Here is a 20,332-nt window from a genome sequence, read left to right on the forward strand (position 1 = left end):
TCACTCTTTCTGTCACGCTTTATTTATTGCCCCAGGGCTTTCAGCATGGTATCACCGATGAGCGCAGGCGACTCCACCACGTGAATACCACACTCGCGCATGATAGCCATTTTGGCAGCCGCGGTATCGTCGGCACCGCCCACGATTGCGCCAGCGTGGCCCATACGGCGACCCTTAGGCGCCGTTTGGCCGGCAATGAAGCCAACCACGGGTTTGCGGTTACCATCGGCTTTGATCCAGCGGGCGGCTTCGGCTTCCATACCCCCACCGATTTCACCGATCATCACGATGGCTTCAGTTTCGGGATCGTTCATCAGCAGTTCAACGGCTTCTTTGGTAGTTGTGCCGATGATGGGGTCACCACCAATACCGATGGCCGTCGTTTGGCCCAGACCGGCTTTGGTCAGCTGGTCAACGGCTTCGTAGGTCAACGTACCTGACTTTGATACGATACCTACTTTGCCCTTTTTGAAAATAAAGCCGGGCATAATCCCCACTTTGCATTCGTCGGCCGTCATCACGCCGGGGCAGTTCGGACCAATCAGGCGTACGTCGCGGTCGCGCAGGTAAGCTTTTACGGCTACCATGTCTTCGGTCGGGATACCTTCTGTAATACAGATGATGACCTTGATACCCGCGTCAGCGGCTTCCATGATCGCATCGGCAGCAAACGCTGGCGGTACGAAGATGATCGACGTGTCGGCACCGGCTTTTTCCACCGCTTCGCGAACCGTGTTGAAAACGGGTTTGTCGAGGTGCGTCTGGCCGCCTTTGCCAGGCGTTACGCCGCCCACCACATTGGTGCCGTATTCAATCATCTGCTGGGCGTGGAAACTGCCTTCCGAGCCGGTGAAGCCCTGTACGATAACTTTTGAGTTCTTGTTGACTAATACGCTCATTGCTTTTTTTGAATCGTGGTCAATGCCCGTCGCGTGGACGCCTTATTTTGCTTAAAGTGGGGCAAAAGTAGACCGAAAAACGTTATCTTCCGATATGATTCTTTCGCACATGATCTCCGACGCGGTGCTGGCTGGCGTGGGTTTCTGGGTCTTTGTTACCTGCTTTCAACGTGTTCCTTTTTACAGCCGTTTGCTTTGGGGTTTCTTCTTTTCCACCATCTCACTAGCCGCCCTCACGGGTGTTTTCACCTTCGGCGGTCTCTCCGATCTGGAACCTTTGCACGAATCATTGACCCTGTTGGCCGGTAGTATGGGCGTGGTATGCGTGGTGGTGGCTGTTTACTCCGCCGTCTTGAAACGGCCCGCCTCGCCAACCTCGTCTGGCGTAACGGCTCTGATCGGAATGGCCATCTTTATCGCGTTGCTGGTCTCGCCCCGGTTTGGCGTTTTCGCGCCCGTCATCTCGTCGTTGGGCATGCTGCTGGTGATGGTCCTGTCGGTATTTGGCCTGCGGCAGCGGCTACCGGGTATGGGCTGGCTCATTGTGGCCGTTATGCTGATGGCACTGGCGACCAAAGTGACGAGTTTTAGCCTACCCATTCACCCCACCGATACGTACCATTACCTGATCGCGCTGGCGTTGCTCTGCTTTGGTAAGGCGGGGAAGAAACTATAAAAAACCGGTTGGTTCGTTACTTACCAAAACCCCGCTCCTGCTCTGGTGGTTGTTGCTACACTGTAGTTACTCAACAACCTAATGAACCCCTCAACAGGCCAATCCGATGCCGTACAGCTAGCCCGAGCGGCTAAGCTGACTTATGTAAACGATACCATGCCGGGCATTGCACGGCGACAAAAAGGTGATCGGTATGAATATGTCGATCCGAAAGGCACGCCCATCGACGACGACGCCACGCTGGATCGAATTCGCCGACTGGCTTTACCACCGGCCTATCAGCACGTCTGGATTTGCCCCAAGCCGAATGGCCATTTGCAAGCCACCGGAATCGACGCCAAAGGCCGGAAACAGTACCGCTACCATGCCAACTGGAATGCTGCCCGGAGCGAAACGAAGTTCCACCGGATGATCGCCTTCGGGGAAAAGCTGCCTCTGCTGCGGAAACGCTTGCAGCAGGACATCAAGCAGCGAGCCCTGACCAAGGAAAAAGTGATCGCTATTGCGCTGAGCGTGATGGAACAAACCCTGATTCGGGTCGGCAACGCTGCTTATGAAAAAGAATATGGCTCCTATGGGCTGACGACCCTTAAAAACCGGCACGTAAAAGCGCAGGGCGATGCACTGCGCTTTAGTTTCAAAGGCAAAAAGGGCATTTACCACGACATCACCCTGCGCGACCGCCGCCTGACTCGACTGGTGAAAGCATGCCGCGAACTTCCCGGCAAAGAGCTGTTTCAGTACCTCGACGAAGCTGGCGATCGCCACAGCATCGACTCGGGTATGGTCAACACGTACCTACAGGACACAATGGGCGACGAGTTTTCGGCCAAAGATTTCCGCACCTGGGCGGGTACCACCAACGCCCTGCGCCTGCTGATTGAGCTGGAACCGTGCGCGTCGGACAACGAAGCGAAGAAGAACGTCAACACCGTGCTCGATGAAGTGGCGCATCGACTGGGCAACACCCGCACCGTTTGTCGAAAACATTACGTGCATCCGCAGTTGCTGGAAGCCTACGAATGCCAGGACCTGAACCCGTATATCAAGCGCCGAAACCGTTTCAAACAAAGCAGCCCGGCGGGTCTGGATGGCGCCGAGAAAATGTTACTGACCTTTCTAAAAGAACAGGTGAAACCGTAATCGTTTGACACGTATCTTGGGAAAGAGTTTATGGTGTAGAGTTTGACGTTTAGAGTGGGCTAACGCAGGCGTACTCGAGCGTCAGCAAACGCCAAACCTTAAACGGTCAACTCTAAACTATTTCCTTCCTTCCCATGGCCGACGAATATTACAAACTGCCGTTGCGTCTGGATCTGCTGATCAAGCCACCCGGCGCCCGGCAGACGGCTGCCTCCAATAAACAGGTTTACTGCTCGATGGAAGCGTCGATCCAGCAGAACCTGTTTTTAATCACGACTACGCAGTTTAACGAAGCCCGCTACGATGGCCGTTTTGGCTGCACCATCTGGGACGATGATTTCAGCACCACCAACGACTCCGTATCGGTACTCTGGACCGACCGGATCGAGAAGTCGTTGCGCGAGGCCATTTATCGATATGAATCCCGCTTGGAACGCGTGAAAGTAGAGGTCAGCATCAACCGGGAAGGCACGCCCGATGCCCATAAACTGGTGGTCATTCGCGTGCGGGCCGAAATTGCCGCGTCGAACCGCCGCCCCTTCGAATACCAGCGCGAGATTGCTGTGGCGCCGTTTACTACAAAGGTCCGGTAGGGCGACCTGCCAATCGGCGTTTTAACGGTATCGGCCGCCTTACTTCTCGATCCTCACCTCGTTTATGAACCAACTTACTGCTAAAGATTTTACGCGCGACGAGATTCGGAAGCGCATGATTCGCTACGCCTCGGCCATCTGGCAGATGCGCGGCAAAGACGTCGAAGCCACCGATCCGCTGGTTAGCTACCTGATGGAGGCCTGTGCGTTCGAGTTGGAAAATACCGCCAAATCCATCGAGCAAACGCGGGGCCACATTGTCAACCGGCTGGCGAGCGTGATGTGTCCAGAGGTCATCGACCTGCCCCGCCCTGCCCACGCCATTTTTCACGCCCGCCCCGACGATTTCCTGCTCGACCTCGATCCGTCGGTTCAGTTTTACCACCGGCCGCCCGTGCGGGAAGGCGTTCAGCGCGACGTCTTTTTTTCGCCCGTCGTAAAAAGTCGTCTGGCCAACGGCGAGGTGCGGTTTCTGGTGAGCGAGCAGGGAATTACCGAGTTTCGCGGTTTCGACCGCATGCAGTGGGAAAAGCAGGCGCAGCCTACCTTCACCACCCCCTACCAGTCGGTCTGGGTCGGGCTCGAACTCGACGACTACGTACCGTCGATCGGTGGGCTGCCGCTGCACTTCGACTGGGAATCGGAATCACCGCAGCAAAAAGCGGTGTACTACCGTAAGCTGCACGATGGCTATCAGTCGACCTGGCACCTCAACGGGCAACCCATTCCCGTGTATCCGGGGTTTATCAGTCCCGATACGCACGCGGCGCATCTGGGCCCACAACTCGACGTACTGCACCTGCTCGAACAGGATGTACTGAACCTCTACAGCCGGAGCTTCATGACGCTCGGTAACGTACATACGCGCGATGAATGGGGACTGGCCCGCAGCCTCACGCCACCCGGCTACCAGTTCAACGAACAACAGACGCGGCTCTTTGGCAACCGCCCCCTGCTCTGGCTCGAACTGCGCCTCAGCCGCGATTTTCCGCCTCTCGCCATCGCCAACATGGATGTTCGGATGAACTGTTTCCCGGTCATGAACCGGCAGCTCAACCGCATGCAGCAACGCCTTTCGCTGGCGCTGAACGTCTATCCGCTCAAATCCGACATCGAGTTTCTGTTTATCCGGCGCGTCTACGATGCCGATAGCAAAGATTTGTTCCGATCGTCGCCCCTACGCGACTTCGACGAGTTGGAGGAAGACTCGTTCATGTGGCGCCCGCACGACGTGGGCCGGTTCGATGAACGCAACGCCCACGATCTGCTTCAGCAGGTACAGCAACTCTTGCTCGATGAAAACCGGGCCTTCCGGGCGCTGGGGTCGGGCTGGTTCGTGAAAACGCTGGACGAACTGAAACGGAACCTGGACGACCTCGGGCAACAGTTGCAGGCTATGCCGACCGAAGGGTTCAAAATGGGGCACCCTTACATTTTCATTAAGCCGCGCCGCAACGACAGCAATGTATTTGTCGAATTCTGGAGCACCAACGGCAAGTCGGCCAACTACATTCCGGCAGGAACGTACCTGAGCTATTACGGCGGCTACGATTCCATCCGCACCGGCCCCGAAGACCTTTTTCTGGTAACCAGTACGGTAGGCGGACAAAACAAACCCACTGTCGATGAGAAAGAATATCACCTGCGCCAGACCCTATTGACCCGGCAGCGTCTTGTCACGATCGCCGATATCGAAGCCGAGTGCAAGGCCTATTTCTTTGGCCGACTGGGGGGGATTCCGGTCGATGTACAGGTGCAGAAAGCGTTTGCCGAAAACCTCATCGAAGGGGCTGGGTACGTTCGCTGTCTCGACGTCGTAATTGTGCCGCGGAGCCGCACCAACCTCACTCCCACCGAATGGGACGCCGAGTGCGACCGCTGCCAGCAACACCTTGCTGCCCGCTCGGCCATGAACCTGCCCTACCGGGTACGTATGCAGGCTACCTTCGCTCCCATCCGCACGCTATGAGGCCCGACATCATTGCCGAACAAATTGGGCGGCTGCGCAGCGACGTGCGGCTGGAAGTCGTCTTGGCCGAACTCTTCTACGACGGCGTCAACCCCATGCGCGAACTGCTCATTCACCCGGCCGGGCTGTTTGAGCGAAGCTACCGGCACGACATCGGCCGGGCGGCTGTAGGTAACCCTGATGTGTGGGGAACCGGCCCGGCGTCGATCGATCCGGCGCGGCCGCAGTACATCAACATCGAGGTGCACCGCGATGGCATCTACGATTACCTGCCCGAAGGCCTCTTTCACCAACCGAGTAACCTGGGGCGCGATCAGGCCGAAATCTTCGACGATATCGACGAGCAGGCCCGGCGGCAACGGGGTATGCGGCAGTTTTTCCAGCCCATCGAGCAGGAGTTTTACTTGCAGGGGCTGGCCATGGAACTGGAGGAGCGCAAGTACCTCATTAATGAGCAAACGCTACGGCAAAACGACCAGGGAGCGGTATTGCGCCAGTTCTGGGGCTTGCCACCCGATCTGCTCGACCTGCGGCAACTTAACAACCTGCTTCATCTGCTGCCTATTGCCCATCGGCTGGTACACAACACCGAACTGGTATCGCAGGTGTTCACGCTCATTCTGGGCGTACCAGTGGCGATTCGTACTATACCGCCCCTGTTGCACCTGATTACCCTGAGCGAGAACGAGACGCCCGCCCCCAGCGAACTATCGAAGGCAGAATTAGGCAGTTTTGCGCTGGAAGGGGTCTATCAGGATACGATGCCGGCCTACGAAATCAGCATTGGGCCGTTGCATCCCACTCGCCTGAACGAGTTTCTGGAAATTCATTTCGACGGGAGAGTCATCTTCGTCGGCGATAGCCGGAAGATCGTCAATCTGCTGATCGAGTACTTTATGCCGTATGAGACGGATGTGGTGGTCAACCTGAAAATCAGGGACGAACTCTCGACGCCGTTTAGTGTACCAACGCAGGCGGGTCGGCTGTCGAAAAACCCGCAGGTGAAACGAACGTTCACCGTGAAAACGCCGCAGAGCGAGCTGGATAGCACCCTGAGTGTACTGGGTAGCACCACGTATATTTGACCCTACTAAGGGCCTGGGTTCAGTTACAAGCGTGCCATCGCCCGGTCGATTTCGTCCAGATCCTGCCGAATCTGCTTACGAATGGCAAAGCTGGCTTTGGGATTCTGCCGAATCCGCATCATGTCCTGCCGGGCTTCGGTGTAGAGCTCGCGGCGCTTGGTTTTGTCGTTATACTTTTCGAGCAGATCAGCTTTGTCTTTGGCGCTCGACGCCTCGCAGTATTCCAGTTCGGCTTTGAGGGCGTCGAGCTCGCCGCCCCCGCCTCCACCGCCGCCGCTCCCGCCACTGCCACCACTCTTGCCCACGGTAGCCGCCATCTGGGCTAATTGGGCCTGGAGCATAGCGTTCTGCGTGTTCAGGTTCGTTTTTTCGCCTTCAAGCCCCTGCACTTTCCCCTTCAAGTCCTGAATCTCGGCCGTATCATCCTTGAAATTGAGCAGCTGGGTACGTTTGGCGAGGTAGTTCCGGCGCTCGTTGAAAACCCGGTACAGGTACGAACAGGCCATATCGCGCATGGCCAACCGAGCGCCCGAGAATCGGGCGTTCTTCTGGAATTGATCGACCCGGTTTTTGAACTGATTGTTCTGCCGGTCGGCGTCGTTGATCCAGGCATTCCAGGTTTCCGACGAAGCCGTTTCTTCAGGACGGGTCTTGTCAATTTCTTCCATTTTCTTCACAAACGTCTGGCAGGCTTTCATTTCCTCGGCCAGATCGCGCTGCTCAACCACAGCTTTGGCGTTGGCACTGGTGCTGCCCGCCTTTTTGGTCATAATGTAGGTGATACCCACCGGCACCGCTGTGATGAGCAGATAAACCAAAGCGAAGTTGAAGATAGAGGCACTACGCTCTGCACTGTTTATGGCTTCCATTCGTAAGGTAATTGGGATGTTTAATCAAAAAGATGAGTGGTTGTCTGTCGTCTATTGAAAGCTGTAGCCGTTATTGAACGGATCCAATACGCGTTGTTGATTGGGCGCTTCGCTGACGTGCGTCGACCGGCGTTGGGTGTCGAAATTGTAGTCGGTGTTTTCCTGACCAATGTACTCCAGCTCGGTCATTTTCCGGAAGATCTGCTGAATCATTCCCCAGCAGCGGTCAATCGCCACGGTATAAGGCTGCAACTGCGCATGCTGATACGGTTTCGTGATTACCTCGACCAGTGCCTTTTCAACCAGCGCCGGTTCCAGATTGGTCCAGCTCTGGAAGTAAGGCAACACCTGTTCCCGGCCCGACGAAGCCGAGTTCTTATCGGGTTCGCAGAGGCAGTCGAGCGTCGTTTTGAGCTGACGAGTCGCCCGCACAATGTAGCGCAGGTACGTGATCGGCGCCTGCTCACGCCCGCCGAAGTGCAGGTGATTCAACACATCGTCGAGCGATTGCGCCACTTCTTCGGCCAGCACCCGGATCATCTCGGCCAGCGCGCCCGCCCGGAAGGCCTGGTCGGTCCGGCGTTTCCGAATCACTTTCGCCACAATCTGAACCGCATCACGTTGCACCTCGGCAAACAGCTTCTGCGACCGGTCAGCCCAGGCCAGCAGGCCCGAGTGCGCCCCCAGCGCCGAACAGGCGGGTATGTACGATTCGTCGTTGGTCAGTACACCGAATTTACCGTTGAGCTGTCCCACGACCAGATGGTACGACTCAAAATCGGGCGAGACGTACCCAACCGATGGCCGGACGGCGTTGGGGTCAACGGCCGTGGTATCGGTCTGGTAGTTCGGCACGATCGTCAGTTGGTAGGTCGGCAGCGTGAACGGCGGCCGCGGAAAGGGCTCGTTGTTGGCCGGCTGCCCCTCGGGTGTGCGCCGGAAAGGATCGACGGTCAGCACGATCAGCAGTTTCAGATCGTCGGAGCGCGGCATGTTGTATTTATCGAGCACAGCCTGCAAGCTCGTCGATAGCTCAACAGGTCTGTCAATCAGTTCGACCCGCCCGCCTGAGCCCGTGATCGCCCGGCAGTTGCTCAACCGAACCTGAATATTTTCGTTCTGATCGATGATCACTTGCAGGTTGAACGGCGGGGCGTCGGACAACAGCAGCCCGTAGGTCGATGACAGCAGGTTTACCGCCGACGCATCGCGCACGTGATCCGTCACGAAGTGTTCAAAGTCGGAGAAGTGACGGCGGGCTATTTTCATGCCGTCAACCCAGTTCACGGGTAGGTGTTCAACTTTTGGCAACATAACAGGAAACGATTTTTACGGTATGGCCCAATTAGTAGTATGACAAAAGAAGCGCTTATTATATAAACGTAAAACCGCTTTAGTAAGCGTAAGGCAACTTCGGCCGCTCGGGACGTAATTGACCGAAAAGTAGACTAAGCCTACCTTTGGAGCGTTAATATATAGGTTTAGTTTTCAACAAAACGTACTTTAGTCGTTCAACGGTTTTATTCTTCTCAGTAAACACATCAGCACGTATGAATCCTTACGATAACGCGCAGGAATATACCAACGGCCAGGAGCCCGAGTATGTAGAAGCAAACCGGGTGACCTCGCCCGATCAGAAGAAAAACGTGGCTGTAGCAGCTGGGGGAACTACCCTGTTGGCTGCCTCGGCCATTGGATTAGGCATGCTCGACGACAGCGACAACAACAGCGTTAGCGAAGAGGACCTGTCGGATGCCAACCGCTACGATAGCAGCGTTACCCCCACCGAGCCACCCCTGATTGTACCGATCTCGAATACGAGCGGCGTGTCGTCGATGAACGACCTGGACAATCTCGACACGTTCGATAAAGCGTTTGCCGCTGCCCGCCACCTAGTTGGCCCAGGACATTACTTTACCTGGCACGGCAATACGTACAATACCTATTATACCGAAGAACTGGACGCCCTCTCGCCAGCTGAGCGGCAGGCTTTTGTGGCCTCGCTCGATGGGGCTCAACCCGAGGTAACACCAGTGCCGGCCCAGCACCACGAGCCACAGGCCCACCATCAGGCAGCACCCATGCTGGCCAGCCATACGGAGGTTGAGCCCGCTCCGGCGAGTGAGCACGACGTACCTGAAATCACCCCGGTATCAGTTCCGATGGCGGCCGCCGTTGGTACAGCCGCTGCCTACCCCGAAATCACCCCGGTTGCTGCCGAACACACCGAACTGGCCACCGCCGAACATACCGGCATGGGACCCCATATCGACTCGGAAGACGAGTACATGGGCCACCGGATTGTTGGGCACGACGACGTTGCCGACCACTACGATCAGGTGCATGACCAGATCAGCGGGCACGACGTAGGCCTGCACATGGCTGAGTAGTAAATTTGTCCAAGGTTCAAGGTTCAACGTCGGCAGCAGTCAGGCTTTCCGGTCGTCGTTGAACCTTGGGCATTGAACGCCTCTCCTCCTTCCCTTCTATGACCGCACCAAACGTGAAGCCGCCCGTTGTTACGGTTGGCCGGAGCAAAAGCAACCATATTGTCATCCCGACGCTGTCGGTATCAGAGCAGCATGCTCAGGTGATGCGGCTGGGCGATGAGTTCTGGCTGGAAGACAACAACAGCTCCAACGGCACGTTTGTTAACGAGTTTCGGATCACGCGCCGTCGCCTGCAACCCGACGATCAGATTCGGATGGGCAACCAGTTGATTACGTACCGCCGCCTCACGAAAGCCTTCACCCGCAATCCCGACGATTATACGAAGGAGTTTGCCGAACTGGAGCACATCTGGAATGAGTACGAGTCGCTGAAAGAAGGGCTGGAAAGCCGCAGTCTGCTCGATCAGGGAGCCGATCTGTTGATGGGCGTACCCGTGGTGGGTATGGCGCTGGGGCGTTTGATGGGTGCCGAACGGATGGCGCAAAAACGCCGCACCCTGGCTGAAATCGACGCAAAAATGACCACCTTGTATGCGTGCCCCAAATGCGGCACGCCCTTTCCGCTAACCCGCGATTCGAGTTTTCAGATGCTCCTTCAACGTTCAGTCAATCAGAAGCAGGGCCGCTGTCTGGCGGGATGCGGAGCGATTTGGACGGTCTAGCCACGACGACGCCTTTATGGGACTCTACCGATTCAACTGCCCGGAATGCAAAAAGCATTTCAACACCGAAAGTGCTCTTCCGTGGGTCGTTGACCAGACGGCGATGGTGGTCTGCCAGGCGGGCAAACCCACCAAATGCCTGGTCTACTGCGCCGGCGAAGCCGAACCTGCACCACCGCCCGTAGCCGCCGCCGCAGTGCAGGGGGCTGCCGCCATGAGCAGCGGGGCAACGCCTCCCGCTTCGTCGGGTACACCCACCATTGCCCTTGCCGACGAGCCCAGCGGCCGGCAGATTGCCTATCTGGAAGTTCAAAGCACCGACGGCGGTATTCATCGGCTGCCAATTGAGGAAGGCAGTGTCCAGACCTACGGCCGAAAATCGGATTTCGACGTGTGTGATTACCCCATCCCGTCGGAAGATAAAAAGATGAGCCGTCTGCACTTCCAAATCGACTGCCGGGTGCACAACCGGCGCCCCTCTTACATTCTGTCTGACTGCGGGAGTGTGCACGGTACGCGCATCACGCGACAGACCGAAGAGCAAACACACGTGTTGCAACTATACGCCAATAAGCAGGTGAAGGAGCAGCAGGACGGCGTTTGTCTCGAACCCAACGATTTCATCACCGCGGGTGTCACCATTCTTCGATTTGGAATCGATCAGGCCTCTGATGGTTCGGTGTCCAGTTCCAACGACACCCAGGATGGCCTGTATGATCCGAACAAAACGACTGTCTTTTAAAACAAAGCGGTCGGTAAGTAGTCTTGTATAGTCATTCACTGTCGTTTACTGTTGCGTATTGCTCCACAAACTGACAGCGAAGCGAGTGACGGCAACGCCTAATGACCTTTTCTCCATGTATAGCGTTACGGCCATCTACCCCCCTATTGGCTTCTCAGAACGGGGCCGTCGGGACAACAACGAAGATTATGTGCTGCCCCTGCCCGGCAGAGCGGTTATCAACGACCGGCTGTTTGTCGTCTGCGATGGTGTCGGTGGCGCCCAGCGAGGCGAGTTGGCCAGCTTGCTGGCTGGCGAGGCCATGTTCCGCTACTTCAAGAATAACCCCGGCGCGGCCGTAACGGCTCCCTTTGTGCGGTCGGCTTTGCAGGCTGTCGAAGAAGCCTTCGATCAGGCGATTGCCGAAGAGCCGGAAGCCAACCTGACGGGTATGTCGACTACCCTGACGCTCTTGAGTTTGCACGAGCAGGGCGTTACCATCGGGCACGTGGGCGACAGTCGGGTGTATCACGTGCGAGGCGACTCAATCCTGCATCAGACCACCGACCATTCGCTGGTGAACGAACTGGTTCGGGCCAAGCAGATCACCCCCGAAGAAGCCCTGAATCATCCGCGCCGCAACGTCATTACCCGGGCTATTCAGGGGAGCGGGCGTCCGTCGTCGATCACGGTTTACATCACGCAGGACATCGCCGCCGACGACTACTTCTTTCTCTGCACCGATGGTGTATTGGAATGCCTGAGCAACGAAGACCTGCTACGGATCCTGAGCACAACGACTCTCTCCGATTCTCAGAAAGTAAGTCATATTCTGCGCGCCTGTTCCGACGGCTCCCGCGACAATTTTTCGGGTTACCTGATCCGGGTGGCCGAAGTGGCGCCACTGACTCCGCTGCCCGACCCGGACTATCCCCAACCGGCCCGTTTGGCCGAGCCAGCCGCTGCGCCCCCCCCCGAAACATCCAACGACTTCTCGTTATTACTCGACGACCCACAACCCCGCGAAAGAGGTTGGTTACAACGGCTTTTTTCGTAATTTAACTGGTGGTAAAAAAGAACAGGGGTTGAAAATCAACCGCCAACGTGAACGACAACACGTTGGCTACCTGCACTCATTCATCGAATGTCAGCTTAACACACTACGTTGTGGAATACCGTAAGCAACAGTTTGAAACCTACGAGGCATTTACCCAGCAATTCTCCTGCGACTACAGCCAGCCGCTGGCACGGGGCGGGCATGGGGAAATTTATCGGGGTGTTGATCTGGAAACCAACGAAGAGGTAGCCATCAAACGACGGCTATATAGCCCTGACAGTGATCTCATTACCTTAGAAAAAGAGTTTACGCACACGCAGGCGCTGCCCCCCAACCGGTTTGTGGTGCGCTATGTGTATTATGGCCGCTACGCCACACCCTTCGGTACGTTTGAGTTTCTGGTGATGAAATTCTACCGCGACGGCAACCTGACGCACAATGCCTTACCCTGGCATCAGCTCACGGAAGCCCAGCAGCGGCGTTTTACTGAAGAGTTTTTGAAAGGGCTGGCCCACCTGCACCGCCACCAAGTCATTCACCGCGACATTAAGCCGGAGAATATTCTGCTGGTGAAATACATTGATGCCGATGGCGCTGCGTACCGGCCCGTCATTGCCGATTTCGGAATCAGCAAATTGCTGAGCGAAAACCCGGAAGCGCACACGCTGATGCAGAACTCGATGCGCGTCGGCACGGTAACCTACATGGCTCCCGAGCAACTGCGCTCCCAGAGTCTCAGCTACAATGCCGATCTGTGGGCGTTCGGGATTATCCTATACGAAATCATCACCGGTAAATTCATGATTGCCCGGCGGTCGTTCCCTGATCTGCAACGCGAAGAAGCGTACACCTTCTGGCGCAATGCCGATGAGCAGCGGTATCCGCCCGATATGGAGACGATTCCGGAACCCTATCAGCAGATCATCCGCCGTTGCCTCCTGGCCGACCCCACTGAGCGCGTTCAGTCGACCGAAGAACTTCTGACGTTGCTGTCGGTGCAACCCCAGCTCATCGAAGCCGATAAGCTGATTAAAGCCGGACAATTGGCCGAGGCCGTCGAGCTGCTAGAAGCCATCGAGAGCCGGGCCACGTTGCTGTCGGTGAGCCAGAAACTGAATGAGCTTCGGTTGCAGTTGGCTCTAGCCAAACCCGTTGAGCCCATCGAACCCGACGTACCCATCGCCGACCGCCCGGTCGACTTCGACGATGATGTGCTCGACTCGGTGGTGTTGCCGCCTGTGGAACCTGTTCCGGTGAACCAGCCCCGGCCGCCGTTCCCAGCGGATGATGACGACCAACGTACCCAGCAGTTCACCGAGCAACTGGACCCGATCTGGCCCGACCCCGCCGAGAAAGTTCCAGCGTCCCCACTGGCTGCTTTTCACAAGCCCGAGCCTACCCGGGTAACGCCAGAACCGGAGACCCAACCTAAGAAAAACGGCACCAAAAAAGCCAGCCAACCCGCCGAGGCGATGCCCGTGGTTGCCGAAGTCGCTACGCCTACGCCAGAAGAGCCCTTCGCCGATCTGGACGTACCCACCACCGACCGACCGGCCGACTTTTTTGTTGACGAAGAGCCCGCTTCTGAAGCCATCGTGGCCGACGAGCGCCCGCAGACTTTAACCGAACCGTTAGAAGAGGTCGAAACGCCCGCCGTCGATGCGCAGGCCGACCAGCCGGACACGGCTCAGCCTGTAGATGTACAACAGGGCGTTTCGGCTGACGACGTACCTGCGCAGGAACGGATTGCCGATCCCGCCTTCCAAACGCCACCGCCGCCCGTCAAACCGCCGGTTCCGCCTCGCGAACCCTGGCCAGTTCGGGAATGGGTTGGCGACTTACGCGATCAGTCGCGGGGTCTTTACACCCGGCTAAAAACGCAGCGCAGTACCCGACTCATCAGCCTTGCCGGGTTGGCTCTGATTCTGGCGTCGGTGCTGATTTACTCGTCAGGACCAACGGAAAACAACGCCCCCGCCCGCCAGACATCGCCGGTGGTGAGCGAAGACTACCGCAAGGCGCTGAAGCTGTTTAAAGAGTACCAGATCGTTTACGAAAAAACGGGCGAGCTGAACCCCTATCTGTGGTCGTTTGTACATTGCAACCCCGACTATGACGATAGTCTGGTCAATTCGGCCGTGATCCGGGCCAAAGCAATGGTGAACTACACACAAAGCCTGTTTCCCGAACACGAAGCCAACCTGACCGGCTTTAAACGACAGGAAATGAAACACATGCTGGTGAGCAAAATTGGCTGGGAGCAACTACCCCACGATCCCAACTGCGCCCCCGGTCAACTCATTGAAAATGAACAGAAAAAATAACGAGCGGTTTGTGTAGCTTGTGTCGGCTCACACCCTCCGTTCATCTCCTTCCACCCATGACCTTATCTGCTTCCACCAAACGAGCCGTTCAGATTGCCCAAGCGCTGGTTAAAGAAACGCAGCATGCCGCCGTCTCGCCGCCCCACCTGCTGAAAGGCCTGCTCCACAACGACGTGGGTCTGGCTAGCTGGGTCGCCGCGCTGGGTAAAGACGTTCATTTTTTACGCGATTGGGCCGATTATCGCATCGAACTGCTGCCTCGCAGTGGTAAAGTCGTCGAGAATCCACCCAGCGATTTACAGACACAGGCCGCCTTTCAACTGGCCGATCTGATTGCCACGCAGTTTGAAACGATGGAAGTGGAGCCAGTACATGTGCTGGCGGCCCTGCTCAAACCCAAAGTGGCTTTCTCGGAAGATCAGCTCAAGTCGCTGCCGATGGCCCAGAAAGAAGTGCTCGACGCCATTCAGGACGAGCGTATCGTGCTCAACGGCTTGCAACCGGGTCAGGCGAATGGAACGGCTCCGACGGGCGGGGCAGCGGGGCAGCCCGACCAAACGGGCCAATCGGCCTTAAGCCGGTTCTGCGTGAACAAAACTGACGTAGCCCGCGAAGGCAAGCTAGACCCCATTCTGGGCCGCGATCGCGAACTGCGGCTGATGCTGGAGATTCTGCTGCGCCGCACCAAACCCAACGTGATGTTGCTGGGCGAACCGGGCGTTGGCAAAACGGCGCTCGTGGAAGGTTTCGCGCAGGCGATTGTGGCGGGCACCGTGCCCGAATCGCTTAAAGCCTCTGAACTCTACGAGCTTGATCTGGGCTCGCTGGTGGCGGGGGCCTCTTACAAAGGCGAAGTCGAAGACCGCATCAAAAACATCATCCGCGAGCTGAAGCAACTCGACAAACCGATTCTGTTTATCGACGAAATTCACATGCTGCTCAACCCGCAGGGGTCGGTGGGCGCGGGCGTTTCCCAATTGCTCAAGCCCGAACTGGCGCGGGGTGAGCTCACCGTCGTGGGCGCTACCACGCTCGATGAATACCGGCAGTATGTGGAGAAAGACGAGGCGTTCAGTCGCCGGTTCGAGCAGCTACCCGTGCACGAACCCACGACCGTAGCGGCCGCCCGCATGGTAGGTACGTTGATTCCGCGCTACGAAGAACACCACCAGCTAGCCACTGAGCCGGGCGTGGCCGAAGAAGCCGTTCGGCTGGCACAGCGGTACGTGAAAGATCGCCGCCTGCCCGACGCTGCCGTTGACCTGCTCGACCGCACAATGGCCGCCATTCGTACGATGGGCCAAACAGCTGAGTCAGATATCAAGGCGTTGCAGGTCGAGTTGGATAGCGTGAGTGAGCGCGTAGCTGATCTGGAACCCGCCGAGCAACTGGCTGAATACCGCTGGCTGTTGCAGCAAATGCAGAACAAGATCAGCCCTATTCTGCAACAGCAACTCCCTGACGAGACGCAGCCCGATACGATTGAGCTACCCGACGTGCTGGCCGATTACCTCCGCGACCGCCTCGCCCAACTATTACCCCTGACAAGTATCCCGCACGAGCAGGTACGCAAGCAGGATGTTGCTGCCCTGGTAGCCGCCAAAACGGGTATCCCGATGGGTAAACTACAAACCAACGAGCGCGACCGGCTGTTGCGTATGGACGAGGTGTTGCGGCAGCGTGTGGTGGGGCAGGATCATGCCGTCGAAACCTTGGCCGCGGCCATTCTGGAAGCGCGGGCGGGTCTCAGCACCGGCAAGCAGCCAACGGGGGCCTTTTTCCTGCTCGGTCCTACGGGCACCGGCAAAACCGAGTTGGCTAAAGCCCTGGCCGACTTCCTGTTCAACGATGAGTCGTTCCTGATTAGGTTCGATATGTCGGAGTTTAAGGAAGAGCATTCGGCCGCCTTGCTGTATGGGGCCCCTCCTGGGTACGTTGGTTACGAGCAGGGTGGTTTGTTGGTGAACAAAATCCGCGAGAAGCCGTATTCGGTGGTGCTGTTCGACGAAATCGAAAAGGCTCACCCGTCAGTATTCGACATCTTCCTGCAAATTCTGGACGAAGGCAAACTGCACGACCGACTTGGTAAAGAGGGCGATTTCAGCAACGCCGTTGTCTTGTTTACATCGAACATCGGCAGCGAATTTGTGGTGAAACAGTTTGGTGAAGGCACCATCCCTGCCGCCGCCGACCTGATGGAAATTATGAGCCGCCACTTCCGGCCCGAATTCCTGGCTCGTCTCACCGAGATTGTGCCGTTTGCCCCTATTTCGGAAGCCAACGTGGTCAAGATTTTCGACATTCACCTGCGCGGCCTCACCGAGCCGCTGCGCAAGCAGGGCATTACGCTGGCCATCAGCCCCGAGGCACGGCAGCAACTGGCGCTCAGTGGTTTCACGCCGCGTTACGGCGCCCGGCCGCTCAAAGGCGTTATTCGCAGTCAGCTACGTCGGCCCATTTCGCGCATGATTATCAGCGGCGAGTTAACCCCTGGTTCAACGCTCCATATCAATCTGGACGATCAGTCGGCGCTCACTTGGACAGTCGAATCAGAAGCGGAAGTGGTAAATTAGTAAACGTTCTACGTCCAATGTCCAGTGGTCAAAGTTTATTTGCCGACACATTGGACATTGAACTTCGAACCTTGAACTCATTTCTATGTACACCCCCAACTTTGGCAATGAAGCCCGTTCGTTAGTTACCACCACCGTCTCTCAGGCGAAGGGGCGGTTTATCCGCCGACCTGAGGTACGGGGCATTATTCTCTACATGCTGTGTACGATTCTGGTGTTTGGCGGGCTGGCCTTCCTGGGTCATGCCATCATCATCAATGAGTTGTTACCCAGCACCGCCAACGTCGTTCTGTGGACTTACGCCATTCTGCTGGGCATCGTATTCCTGTTGGGTATGCTGCACGTGGTCGTGATGCGGGGAAGCCTCAGCTGGATTCGGCGCGACGACTACATGCTTGGCTCAATCTTTACCATCGGCGTGGCTATCGTGGGTGGGCTGACCATGTTTTTCATGGGCAGTTGGGGTCGGTTGTTCGAATCGCTGGCTGCACAGGAGTTCAAAGCCAACGTACGCCCACTCACAAGCACGATTATGGCGTTTCCGCTCCCCTACTTCATCCGCTGGGCGTTTGAACTGTACGAGCAGATTCCACCGAAGATTTACAAACTGTGGCGGTACAACCCGCTGATCCGGCTCCCCAACCTGACCGAACGCGACCGCAACAACACCAAAGTGGTGACGTTTGTACTCGACGTGAAGTTTGGCGAACCCAATCCGTATGACATGCGGTCGAAGATTCCCGATGTGATGCTGGTGGGCGACGGCTTCAAACTGACGCTCGATGAAGACAACCGCAAACACCCCAACCGGCAGATCGAGATCGCCAATGCCCGCGCCGAATTTTACGAGTGGTATTTCTACATGCGCCGTGCGTGGTGGAAACCCATGAAGTTTATCGATCCCTACAAAACCGTCGAAGAAAACCACCTGCGCGATGGTGACCGCATCATCGCCACGCGCCGCCAGCCTGCCCGCCGCGTAGCACCCAGCGCTCTCGGCAACCCAGGTCAACCCAACGGTGGGGGTGCTTATGGCGGTGGTTACACAGGCCGGTAGAACGTACCCAGACATGAAAAAAGGGCCTGGTGATTTGATTAATCAAATCACCAGGCCCTTTTTTCAATAGAGCGGTAGGCTTCTTGTTTGTGATGGCAGACAACACGCTAATTGCTGATCACACCGATCGCACTTCCTCGACTGCACTCCTGTAAATGAGTAGGTACGTTCAGAAGCATACGTACTGCTTAGTATAAAATCACAATCTAAATGAAGAAGACCTTTTTTATTATATCACTATTATTTATTACAAACTGCCAAGCACAGCAAGTAGACGCAACACATATTAAAGAATTAAATGAAAAAATCATCAATAAAACGTACCCTAAAATTGACGCCATTCTGGTAAAGCACAACGACAAACTCATTGTAGAAAACTATTTTAATGGTTTTACCAGAGACAGTCAGCATGACACGCGTTCGGCTTTCAAATCGATAACAAGCCTTTTAGCAGGAATTGCTATTGACAAAAAGCTGATTAGGCTTGATGATAAACTCGGCCTTTTCTTTCCTGAACTCAAGGACGAAGAGAAGCGTAACATCAGCGTCCAGAATTTACTAGAAATGAGGTCGGGGTTAAACTGCGAGGAAGTGTATGAAATAGGGCCCGAATGTGAAAGCGACATGGTTAAGACTCAAGATTGGGTAGCCTTCTGTTTGTCAGTTGACCTGATCAGAAAACCGGGATTAAACTGGTCTTACAATTCAAACGAACCCATGCTCATAGGGGAAATCATAGCCAGGGCGAGTGGAAAGACCGTGATGGCATTTGCTAAAGAAAATCTATTCTCCCCCCTGGACATTACCGATTACAAATGGACGGTCTCGCCGAAGGGCCAGGGCATGACCGCGGGTTCATTCTACATGAAACCAGTTGACATGCTCAAAATAATTGATTTAGTCAGGAATAAGGGTAATTGGAAAGGCCGCCAACTTGTGAGTGCAAACTGGATAACTACATCCACAAACTGCCACATCCCTATCGATTTTTCATTTACGCGATATTCCAGAATCCCCAATGCCAAATACGAGAGTGCGCGTTACGGTTTTTTCTGGTATAAAGAAAATTTAACGTACAAAAATATCCGTACGGAAGTCTTATTTGCGTCCGGCAATGGCGGGCAGTATATGCTATTGATTCCTGAGTACAACTTAACAGCGGTATTCACAGGTAGTAACTATGGCAACTGGCGCGGTAAGCTTCCTTTCGAAATGTTGCTGAAATATATTATCCCTGCCATTGAGAAGCCAAACAGAAAGTAACAAGTTACGGCTATTATGTGGCCGCTGCTGACTATTCGGATAGTCAGCTTTGAGTTGGACAGATATAGGTCAGATTGGGCCCGCCCGACACACGGCAACAGGCAAGTATGGCCTGGCAGAACGTACCCGACAGCAGCCAAACAGATAGTCAATCAATCAATTCGCCGGGCCGTTTTGTTTACTCAACAGACGTCGGGCAAACCAGCCGTCGACAACCTGCCATGAACGTACCTACAACCCCTTACGAAGAAGCCGCCCGCCGCGAAATGCAAACCTGGGCTGAGCAAATGCGTCGGCGCCCCTCGGTGATGAACCGGCTGGCGAAGTCGCTGCAAACGCGCATGAACCGGATCATCCCCGAAAAGGTCCATGCTGTCATTACCGGTGCCATTAAGCACATGACCCGGGCCGTGCTGATGGGTTCGGAATACACCGCCCCGACGCCGGTGTTTGACCAGTCGCTGCCGGAGCGGGAAAGCAACGTAGCGAACCGCATTGCCTGGTACAAACGAGTAGGAGCCGCCGAGGGTGGCCTCACAGGAGCGGGCGGCCTGCTAGTGGGGCTGGCCGACTTCCCGTTGCTACTCAGTCTGAAAATGAAGTTGTTGTACGACATCGCCGCGCTCTATGGCTACGACGTAAAAGACTACCGCGAACGGCTGTATGCGCTGCATGTGTTTCAACTGGCCTTTTCGAGCCAAAGCCGACGGCAGGCTCTTTTCGCCCAGATGGAACGGTGGGACGAACATGCCCACACCTTGCCCGACGACATCAATCAGTTTGACTGGCGCACTTTTCAGCAGGAGTACCGCGACTACATCGACTTGGCCAAAATGCTGCAACTGGTGCCCGGCATTGGAGCCGTCGTCGGCGTCGTAGCCAACTGGCGGCTCATCGACGAACTGGGCCAAACGGCGGTCATGGCCTACCGCATGCGCCGTTTAGGCTTGGCCACCACGACCCGCCGGCTACCCAGCGTACAGTAAGTCAG

17 protein-coding genes are annotated in these 20,332 nt (G+C 56.0%); 14 read left to right on the forward strand and 3 right to left on the reverse strand.

Translation table 11 applies throughout. From position 1 onward, the window contains the following. Window positions 1–23: 23 nt before the first annotated feature. Entirely contained in the window at window positions 24–899 is an 876-nt protein-coding gene (gene sucD, locus ACAW74_RS23335) for a succinate--CoA ligase subunit alpha (RefSeq protein ID WP_370700660.1), read from the reverse strand. A gap of 94 nt (window positions 900–993) precedes the next feature. On the opposite strand from sucD, the gene ACAW74_RS23340 reads away from it, so the two are divergent. The 5 genes from ACAW74_RS23340 (at window position 994) to ACAW74_RS23360 (ending at window position 6,365) form a co-directional block, all read left to right on the forward strand. After that, window positions 994–1,575, forward strand: coding sequence for a DUF6962 family protein (locus tag ACAW74_RS23340; protein WP_370700661.1), 582 nt, complete (start codon window positions 994–996; stop codon window positions 1,573–1,575). Between the two features lie 81 nt (window positions 1,576–1,656). Further along, window positions 1,657–2,718: a DNA topoisomerase IB gene (locus ACAW74_RS23345; RefSeq protein ID WP_370700662.1), complete on the forward strand. Its 1,062-nt coding sequence runs from the start codon at window positions 1,657–1,659 to the stop codon at window positions 2,716–2,718. Window positions 2,719–2,852: 134 nt separating this feature from the next. Next, window positions 2,853–3,311 (forward strand): GPW/gp25 family protein, encoded by a 459-nt coding sequence (locus tag ACAW74_RS23350; RefSeq protein ID WP_370700663.1) that lies wholly within the window; start codon window positions 2,853–2,855, stop codon window positions 3,309–3,311. 64 nt (window positions 3,312–3,375) lie between these two features. Then, window positions 3,376–5,280, forward strand: a complete 1,905-nt coding sequence (locus tag ACAW74_RS23355) for a hypothetical protein (RefSeq protein ID WP_370700664.1) — start codon at window positions 3,376–3,378, stop codon at window positions 5,278–5,280. Continuing rightward, window positions 5,277–6,365, forward strand: a complete 1,089-nt coding sequence (locus ACAW74_RS23360; protein ID WP_370700665.1) for a hypothetical protein — start codon at window positions 5,277–5,279, stop codon at window positions 6,363–6,365. Before ACAW74_RS23355 ends, ACAW74_RS23360 begins: the two co-directional genes overlap by 4 nt. Before the next feature lie 23 nt (window positions 6,366–6,388). Here the strand turns inward: ACAW74_RS23360 and ACAW74_RS23365 are convergent, their stop codons facing one another. Then, window positions 6,389–7,234, reverse strand: a complete 846-nt coding sequence (locus tag ACAW74_RS23365) for a hypothetical protein (RefSeq protein ID WP_370700666.1) — start codon at window positions 7,232–7,234, stop codon at window positions 6,389–6,391. Window positions 7,235–7,285: 51 nt separating this feature from the next. Then, window positions 7,286–8,548, reverse strand: a complete 1,263-nt coding sequence (locus tag ACAW74_RS23370; RefSeq protein ID WP_370700667.1) for a hypothetical protein — start codon at window positions 8,546–8,548, stop codon at window positions 7,286–7,288. A gap of 236 nt (window positions 8,549–8,784) precedes the next feature. Between ACAW74_RS23370 and ACAW74_RS23375 the strand changes: the two genes are divergently transcribed. From ACAW74_RS23375 to ACAW74_RS23415, 9 genes are all read left to right on the forward strand, one after another. Next, window positions 8,785–9,624: a hypothetical protein gene (locus ACAW74_RS23375; protein WP_370700668.1), complete on the forward strand. Its 840-nt coding sequence runs from the start codon at window positions 8,785–8,787 to the stop codon at window positions 9,622–9,624. 98 nt (window positions 9,625–9,722) lie between these two features. Beyond that, window positions 9,723–10,346: an FHA domain-containing protein gene (locus tag ACAW74_RS23380; RefSeq protein ID WP_370700669.1), complete on the forward strand. Its 624-nt coding sequence runs from the start codon at window positions 9,723–9,725 to the stop codon at window positions 10,344–10,346. Between the two features lie 16 nt (window positions 10,347–10,362). After that, window positions 10,363–11,088, forward strand: coding sequence for an FHA domain-containing protein (locus ACAW74_RS23385; RefSeq protein WP_370700670.1), 726 nt, complete (start codon window positions 10,363–10,365; stop codon window positions 11,086–11,088). A 115-nt stretch (window positions 11,089–11,203) separates the two neighbouring features. Then, on the forward strand, window positions 11,204–12,124 hold the full coding sequence (locus ACAW74_RS23390) for a PP2C family protein-serine/threonine phosphatase (protein WP_370700671.1): 921 nt from the start codon (window positions 11,204–11,206) through the stop codon (window positions 12,122–12,124). 110 nt (window positions 12,125–12,234) lie between these two features. After that, a complete protein-coding gene (locus ACAW74_RS23395; RefSeq protein WP_370700672.1) occupies window positions 12,235–14,448 on the forward strand; it encodes a serine/threonine-protein kinase in 2,214 nt (737 codons plus the stop codon). Window positions 14,449–14,504: 56 nt separating this feature from the next. Beyond that, window positions 14,505–17,021, forward strand: coding sequence for an ATP-dependent Clp protease ATP-binding subunit (locus tag ACAW74_RS23400; RefSeq protein ID WP_370700673.1), 2,517 nt, complete (start codon window positions 14,505–14,507; stop codon window positions 17,019–17,021). Between the two features lie 85 nt (window positions 17,022–17,106). Continuing rightward, window positions 17,107–18,078 carry a TssN family type VI secretion system protein gene (locus tag ACAW74_RS23405; protein WP_370700674.1) on the forward strand — a complete coding sequence of 324 codons (972 nt, stop codon included), beginning with the start codon at window positions 17,107–17,109 and terminating at the stop codon, window positions 18,076–18,078. Window positions 18,079–18,288: 210 nt separating this feature from the next. Next, a complete protein-coding gene (locus tag ACAW74_RS23410; protein ID WP_370700675.1) occupies window positions 18,289–19,341 on the forward strand; it encodes a serine hydrolase domain-containing protein in 1,053 nt (350 codons plus the stop codon). Window positions 19,342–19,562: 221 nt separating this feature from the next. Then, the gene (locus tag ACAW74_RS23415; RefSeq protein ID WP_370700676.1) at window positions 19,563–20,327 is read left to right on the forward strand and encodes an EcsC family protein; all 765 of its coding nucleotides are present in this window, start codon (window positions 19,563–19,565) and stop codon (window positions 20,325–20,327) included. Window positions 20,328–20,332 lie beyond the last annotated feature (5 nt).

Origin of the sequence: Fibrella musci (genome assembly GCF_041321105.1) — a bacterium.
GTDB lineage: Bacteria > Bacteroidota > Bacteroidia > Cytophagales > Spirosomataceae > Fibrella > Fibrella musci.